The sequence below is a fragment of the Yinghuangia sp. YIM S10712 genome, assembly GCF_051388935.1.
Lineage (GTDB): Bacteria > Actinomycetota > Actinomycetes > Streptomycetales > Streptomycetaceae > Yinghuangia.
In genome coordinates, this window is the sequence record NZ_JBPKBI010000002.1 from 159,186 (window position 1) to 165,854 (window position 6,669).

Here is a 6,669-nt window from a genome sequence, read left to right on the forward strand (position 1 = left end):
CTAGCGTCGACGCCATGAACCTTCACCCGCACCTCGCCGCCGCCGCGGCCGAATCCGCCCGCATAGCCCGTACCGCCGAGGACCGGCTCACGGGCGACCGTCTCGCCGCCCCGACACCCTGCGCCGAGATGGACACCAGGACCCTGCTGAACCACTGGGTCCTCTACAGCGCCTACGGCCTGGAGAAACGTGCCCGGCGCGAGCCGCTGCCCGAGGAGTGGCCAAGCCGCGACTTCGTGGCCGAACCGGGGTGGGCCGACGCGTACGCGGTGCAGCTCGACCGTGCGGTGGGCGCCTGGGCCGACCCGGCGGCGTGGGAGGGCGACATCGAGCTCGGCGAGGGCTACGCGCAGCCGGCCTCAGAGATCGCGGGCATGCTCCTCATGGAGCTCGTGCTGCACGGATGGGACGCGGCCAAGGCGACCGGGCAGGAGCCCGCGTTTCCGCAGGACACCGCCGAGGCCGTGCTGTCTCTCGTGGAGCGGTACGCCGGGGTCTACCGGGAGTACGACGGCTTCGCCGTTCCGGTCCCCGTCCCGGTGGGCGCGCCGGCGTTGGAGCGGGCCCTGGCGTTGTCCGGCCGCGACCCCGGTTGGACGCCGTGACTGTACTCCGCCGGGAGTAGTGCCGCCCGTGCGCGCTGATGCCACGGAAGCACGCGGGCCCGGGTGAACCGGCCGGTCACCTGCGCGGAGAGCAGTCGCGGTGCCTTCCGCAGCCGGACGATCGCGGCGCGCTTCGGCGGGAGCCTTGAGGACGTCGGCGAAGCGTCCCCGAGGGAGGCCCACAGTGAACACGGTCGCAACGTCCCGGGAGCCGTCCCGCAAGCCGTCGGAGGCGACCGCGAAGGCGGCGCGGACGACGGCGAAGTCCCGGCAGTTCCCGCGCGGTGTGCGCCGCGCGGTCAACTCGTCGCACGTCGTCGTGGCGGTCGGCCTCGTCGGCGTCGAGTGGGTGATGGTGATGCTCGGTGTCATCGCCAGAAACAGCGACGACCCCGCGCTGCGGCACAACGTGTACGAGGTGATGCGCAGCCTCGTGTTCGCCGCCGGGATCCCCCTCGCGGCGCTCTCCCTGGTGACCGGCGTCGTGCTGTCGCTCCGCACCCCCTGGGGGCTGTGGAAGCACCTGTGGATCAAGGTCAAAATCGTCCTGCTGATCCTGGTGATCGTGCTCGGTGCGGGTGTCGTGTCGTCGTGGGTCCGGGAGCTCGGCGCCATGACCGCGCCGGGCGGCGACCCGTCCGGTCTCACAGCCGTGCAGTGGTACCAGATCGCGGGTGCGAGCGTGCAGTTGGCCGCGCTGATCGCGGCGACCTTCCTGTCGGTGTACAAGCCGTCCGGCAAACGGCGGCCCGCCGGCCGCCGGTAGCGCGTTCTGGATGCCGGTGAGCACGGCCCCGGCGACACGAACAGCCGTCTCTGGGAAGGTGATTGCGTCCGCACGGGAAACGGCGGCGGGTGCGGGGCCGGAAGGGACCGGCCCCGTACCCGCCGCCACGGGGCCGCCCCGAGCGCGGTCCCGTACGCGTGTCACCGGGCGTGCGTCAGCCGGTGGCCGCGCGGGGGAAAGGGTAGACGTCGGCGTCGCCGGAGCGGGTGGTCTGCGAGGGGAGCCTCCCATACGCGGCGCGGTAGAGGGACCCGAACCGGCCCAGGTGGCTGAAGCCCCAGCGCAGCGCGATTCCCGTCACGGTGTCGTCGCTGCGTCCCTCGGCGACCGCGAGCAGATCGGCGTGGGCCCCCGCGAGGCGGACGTGCCGCAGGTGGGCGAGGGGGGTAACGCCGAGGTGGGTACGGAACTTCTCCTGAAGCGTGCGCACGCTCATATGCGACGCGGCGGCGATGTCCGCGACCGAGATCGGCTCCGACGCGTGCTCCTCGCAGAACGCCAGGGCGCGGCGGAGCGCCACCGGAGCACCGACCGGGCCGCTGCGCAGGGTGCCGCCGCTGAGGGTGTGCGGCTGGCAGGCGAGCAGACCGTGGACCAGCATCTGCTCGAAGTGCGCGGCGGCGTCCGGGGACCGGGTCAGCAGGCCGGAGTCCACCATCGAGGCGAAACTGTGCGCGAGCGAAAGCCACTGCCGCACCTCGTCGTTCGAGGCGTCCAGGACGGGTTCGAAGCGCAGCGGGGCGTTTTCGGCGGTGTCGTCCGCGTAGGGCCGGATCGCGGCGTCGATCACGCGGCGCGGGATGCGCAGCACGAGCGCGGTCGTGTCGGGTGCCCAGCGCGCGACGACCTCCTGGCCCGGTCCGGTGATCACCGGCGACATCGGGACTTCGCGTCCGTCGACGGTGAGCCGGCCGCCGCCGCAGTGCAGCAGGTGTACGAGGTAGACGGGCGCCTGCGCGTCGAACCGCAGTTCGGCGTGGGTGCCGTAGCCGATCTGGTAGAGCGCGATCTCGCCGCGGTGCAGCACCCGCAGCTTGCCGCGCACCGCGCCGGTGCCGGGCACGCGCAGGCGGTGTGGGATCACGTGCGAGCCGACGGCGTGGTGCATGAGGCGCGGTTCGGTGCCCTGGTAGAGCACCCGGCCGCGGGGCGCGAGCCCGTTGGCGGGAGCGTTGTTCGAGCGGATGGGCGTGGCGGGCTGGGGGCGTCCGGTGCGCTGGGGGGCGAGCCGGGTCGGGGGCTGTGTCGCCCCGGGCGCGGTGGGGCGCGCCAGGGGCGCCGCGGGCTGCGGACGCCGGGTCGCGGCGACGCGGGCGGGTGTCCTCGGTGCCGCGACTCGGGCCGCCTGGGCAGGCTTGGCGGTCGGCGCGGGCGAATACGCGGACACGGCGGGGGCGACGTGCAGGGGGCGAAGGGGGGCCGGGGCGGGCATGGAGGACTCCTGCCTGATGGTCATGGTGTTGTACGCGCGGGGGATGCGGTTGTCGGGGACTGCGGTTGTCGCGGGGGAACTCGCGGGGTTTTCAAGCGATTTCATGGGGTCTCGCGAGGGGTTTCGAGGGCAGGCGGGGACGGTTGGGGCGGGGTCGGCGATGCGGGATCACGAGGCACGGCGGCGGTCCCTTACGGCGTGCGGGCCGCCGGGGCGGTCGACGACCTGAAGGGCGAGCCACAGGTCGGCTTCCGCTGTCGGCCCGTGCAGGAGATCGAGGCCGAGGACGCCGCCGATCCGGGCGAGTCGCTTGCGTGCGCCGGGCACGGTGAGGCCGAGCGCCTCGGCGGTGGCGGACAGGCGGGCGTCGTGGGCGAGCCAGACGCGGAGCGTGCGGGCGTCCGCTCCGCCGGGGCCGCCGGTGAGGGAGCGAAGGCCGGCGTACGCCCAACCCTCCAGGGCGGGAAGGTCGAGCGGCAGGCGGGGCCGCGCGGGGGTGCCGTCGAGCGGTTCGGCCCCTCCGGCTCCGTCGGCGCCGGGAGTTTCAGGGGCGGGGCCGTGTTCGGCGGCACGGTCGCTCGTGAACCGGCTTGCCGTGAACGCGGTGTTCGCGAACCGGTCCGCCGCTTCCGTCCGCGGAAGGCCGGAACTTCCCGTGTCCGCACGGTGGTCGGCCGGGTGACCGGCGCGGGACGACGTGTTATCCGCGAACCCGCGTTCCGGTTCCGGGGCGTGCCCTGCCCCGAGGTGTACGGAGGACGGCGGGTCGGGGAAGTCGGACAGCCCCGAAAGGTCGGTAAGTTCGGCCCGCTCGCCCGGTTCCGTCTCGTCCGCCGACAACTCCAGGACAGCCGACACCCGCAACGCGAGCGAGAGTTGCGCGCGGTCGTCGACCCGGCGCAGGTCCCGCCCGAGCACATCCTGGATCAACCGGAGCCGGCCGCTGAGCGTGTTGCGGTGGATGCCCAGACGCGTCCCGGCCGTGCGGCGGTCGGCGAGCCACATGCTCAAGGTGCCGACCAACTCGCCGGCGTCCGGGTCGCCGCGGCGGCGTGCGCGGTGCGTGGTCAACGGCGCGAGTGTGCCGCGCGCCCAGGCCTCGGCCTGACGTGCGATCAGCAACTCCGGGTCGAGCCACGCGTGGAAGCGCGCGTAGCCGCCGACCGCCATGCGCGCGGCGGCCAACGCGTGCCGGGCCTGGTCGTACGCGGTGCCGTAGCGGGCCGGCTCGGCCACCGGCGACGAGCCCACCCTGCACTGCGGGTGACGGCCTGTCAGTTCCCGGGCGAGGCGCCGGGCCGCGCCGTCGTCGTCGGGGGTGTGACCGTCGGCGGCCAGCAGCACGACGATCGGCGTCTCGTCGTCCGCGTCCCGGACTATCCACGCGCCGCGACCCGCCATGCGCCGGACGGCCGAGGCGACCGCGTCCGTGTCGTCGGCGTCGCAGTCGACGGCCAGCACGCGTGCCACGCCGGGCAGCGGTTCGCCGAGGGCGTCGGCCATCGTGGCCGCCGCCAACGGCTGTTCGTCGCACAACAGACCCCACACCGCCCGGCGTTGCCGGCGCTCGGCGTCGTCGACTATGCGCACCGCCTCCGCGAAGCGGTACGCCGCCCAGCGGGCGAGGTCCACCGACGACACAGTGTCGGGGAGCGCGTTCGACGTCCCGTCGATCGCGGCGCAGGCTTCCCGCGCGAGTCCCATGTCATCTCCCGTCGGCCCTGGGGGGCGCCGTGGCCGGCGCCTCCTGGCGCCGCCGGAACCACCGGTGATCACCGTCTCTCCTGTCGTCGTCCGCGCCTACGGGAAAAAGCCGCAGATGATGAGGGGGAATCCGAAGTTCCTGTGATGGAGTCGAAGAGGGACCCGCACTCTGGGGAAGACTCGGGAACCGCCGTACGGTTGACGAGTATCGGAAGCCGAGCGGCCCTGAATAAGGTCGAGCCGGTTATCCGACCCGAGTAAACTCGCGAGTAACAACGGGCTTGCCGGGAGCCCGTGGTGACGCGTTTGGGGGTTTTGGGACATGCCGTATCAGGGGCCGGAAGGCCCCCTGCCGGAAGCCCTCCTGGCCACTCCGGACATGCGGCGCGCCTGCGCCGAGCGTGATGTCGGCGCCATTTTCGCCATTGCCCGCGACCAGGCGGGAATGAGTCTCAGCCGACTCGCCCGGCTGTGCGAAATGACCCCCAGCCGCGTCGGCGACTACGTACGCGGGCGCGCCCGCGTACGCCAGCAGCACGTCGTCGAGCGCGTCGCCGACGGACTGCGCATACCCGGCGAACTCCTCGGCCTGGCCCCGCGGCCGTGGGAGGCGGACCCGCCGCCCGACCCGGCCGCCGTCCCGCCGGGCCTGCGCGCGCGCCTCGCCGACAGCATCGTCGAACTCGACTTGCGCATCGAGATCGACGTCGACAAGGACGGCTGGTCGCACCTGACCTACCGCCACCATGTGCTCAATCTCACGGACCGTCCGATGACGCGCTTCGCGCGCGAGCTGTGGTTCGAGCACGGTGAGGGACCCTTGGTGATCGACGCGCTTCCCTCGGCCGACCACGTCGTCGCCGTCGAACGCATCCACGACGCGGGCACACTGGCGAAGTTCGCGTGCCGCGTCTCGCCGCCGGTGCCGCCGATGGGCAGCGCGACGATCTCGTACACCTGCCGGGGCGGGCGGTTCGTCGACGCCCACTACTGGCGCCAGGCCATCACCAGGTTCACGCTGCGCCTCCAGATCGAAGTACGCCAGATCGGCGTGAACCGGCTTGTGGACCAGGCGGCGATCGAGGAGCATCCGGACGGGGCGACCGTGCCGATCGACGAATACGTGCGCTGGTCGCACGACGGCGACGAGGCGAGACTCGGACTGGTCCGCGAGGACCTTCGCCCCAACCAATTCGTCACCCTGCATTGGGAGGTCGTCCGTGAAGGCGCGTGACGCGCTGGAGGAGGTGATCCGTGCCTGGCACCGGCTGGAGGTCGAGCGCGGCGGCCCGGGAATCGTCGAGTTCGACTGCCACCCGCAGGCCCGGAGTGCCGAAGTCCCCGCAGCGACCGACCGGTTGCAGGTCTACGACGCGCTGACCGCGCTGGCCGCCGAAGTCTCCGCGACCGCCGAACCCTACGTCGCGGCGCGCCTCGCCGCCGACCGCGCCTACCTCGGCGCCTACCTCGGCGAACGGCCCGGCCTCGACGCGTACGTCCGCGCGACGCAGGGCTGCCCGGCGGCCGGTTGGCCCGACGACTACGTCGAACACCGCGGCGACATCGCCCGCGCCGAACTCGACCGGCTCGGCATCGCGTGGGACGCCGGCACCGAAAGCGCACTGCGCGCCCGCGAGGAACCCCTCGACGCCGCCGAGGCCCCGGGTGCGATCCGTGCCGCCGCCGCCGAGTTCGAGCCCCGGGTGCGCAAACTCGTCGGCACCGACGCGCCGTACGAACTCGCCGTCGAACGCGTCGACGTCGACGAGTACTGGTCCTACTGGCTCGACGGCGCCGGACGCCGTGTGCGGCTGCGCCTCAATGTGCGCAACGCCCGCTTCACCCGCGTCGGCGTACGCCAGTTCGCGCTGCACGAAGTCCTCGGGCACGGCCTGCAATGCGCGGCCTTCGCGCACCGCTGCGCCGCCGACGACGTGCCGTGGGTCCGCCTGCTCTCCGTGCACGGGCCCACGCAGGTGCTGCTCGAAGGGCTCGCCCAGGTGATGCCGTTGTTCGTGGTGCCCGAGGACGACGTGCTCGCCGCCCGCGTCCGCCTCGACCACTACCTGCAACTGGTCCGCTCCGAGCTTCACCTCGCGGTCAACTCCGGTGTCCCGGCGGGGGGGGGGGGGGGGGAAGAC

6 protein-coding genes are annotated in these 6,669 nt (G+C 73.1%); 4 read left to right on the forward strand and 2 right to left on the reverse strand.

The features are described 5' to 3' along the window. The first annotated feature begins 14 nt into the window (after positions 1 to 14). Positions 15 to 605 (forward strand): TIGR03086 family metal-binding protein, encoded by a 591-nt coding sequence (locus ACRX5W_RS06165; RefSeq protein WP_436786913.1) that lies wholly within the window; start codon positions 15 to 17, stop codon positions 603 to 605. Between the two features lie 184 nt (positions 606 to 789). Continuing rightward, on the forward strand, positions 790 to 1,371 hold the full coding sequence (locus tag ACRX5W_RS06170) for a hypothetical protein (protein ID WP_436786914.1): 582 nt from the start codon (positions 790 to 792) through the stop codon (positions 1,369 to 1,371). A gap of 175 nt (positions 1,372 to 1,546) precedes the next feature. On the opposite strand, the gene ACRX5W_RS06175 is transcribed toward ACRX5W_RS06170, so the two are convergent. Together ACRX5W_RS06175 and ACRX5W_RS06180 are read right to left on the reverse strand one after the other, a co-directional pair. Then, positions 1,547 to 2,929: a helix-turn-helix domain-containing protein gene (locus ACRX5W_RS06175; protein WP_436786915.1), complete on the reverse strand. Its 1,383-nt coding sequence runs from the start codon at positions 2,927 to 2,929 to the stop codon at positions 1,547 to 1,549. Between the two features lie 63 nt (positions 2,930 to 2,992). After that, positions 2,993 to 4,528: a helix-turn-helix domain-containing protein gene (locus tag ACRX5W_RS06180; RefSeq protein WP_436786916.1), complete on the reverse strand. Its 1,536-nt coding sequence runs from the start codon at positions 4,526 to 4,528 to the stop codon at positions 2,993 to 2,995. A gap of 322 nt (positions 4,529 to 4,850) precedes the next feature. On the opposite strand from ACRX5W_RS06180, the gene ACRX5W_RS06185 reads away from it, so the two are divergent. Together ACRX5W_RS06185 and ACRX5W_RS06190 are read left to right on the forward strand one after the other, a co-directional pair. After that, positions 4,851 to 5,762, forward strand: a complete 912-nt coding sequence (locus ACRX5W_RS06185) for a helix-turn-helix domain-containing protein (RefSeq protein ID WP_436786917.1) — start codon at positions 4,851 to 4,853, stop codon at positions 5,760 to 5,762. After that, positions 5,749 to 6,669: hypothetical protein (locus ACRX5W_RS06190; RefSeq protein ID WP_436786918.1), on the forward strand; the 921-nt coding region annotated here is incomplete at its 3' end. The genes ACRX5W_RS06185 and ACRX5W_RS06190, both read left to right, overlap by 14 nt.

Coding starts and splice junctions, on each gene's coding strand:
- ACRX5W_RS06165 (WP_436786913.1), top strand. CDS start 15: ATGAACCTTCACCCGCACCTCGCCGCCGCCGCGGCCGAATCCGCCCGC.
- ACRX5W_RS06180 (WP_436786916.1), bottom strand. CDS start 4,528: ATGGGACTCGCGCGGGAAGCCTGCGCCGCGATCGACGGGACGTCGAAC.
- ACRX5W_RS06185 (WP_436786917.1), top strand. CDS start 4,851: ATGCCGTATCAGGGGCCGGAAGGCCCCCTGCCGGAAGCCCTCCTGGCC.
- ACRX5W_RS06175 (WP_436786915.1), bottom strand. CDS start 2,929: ATGAAATCGCTTGAAAACCCCGCGAGTTCCCCCGCGACAACCGCAGTC.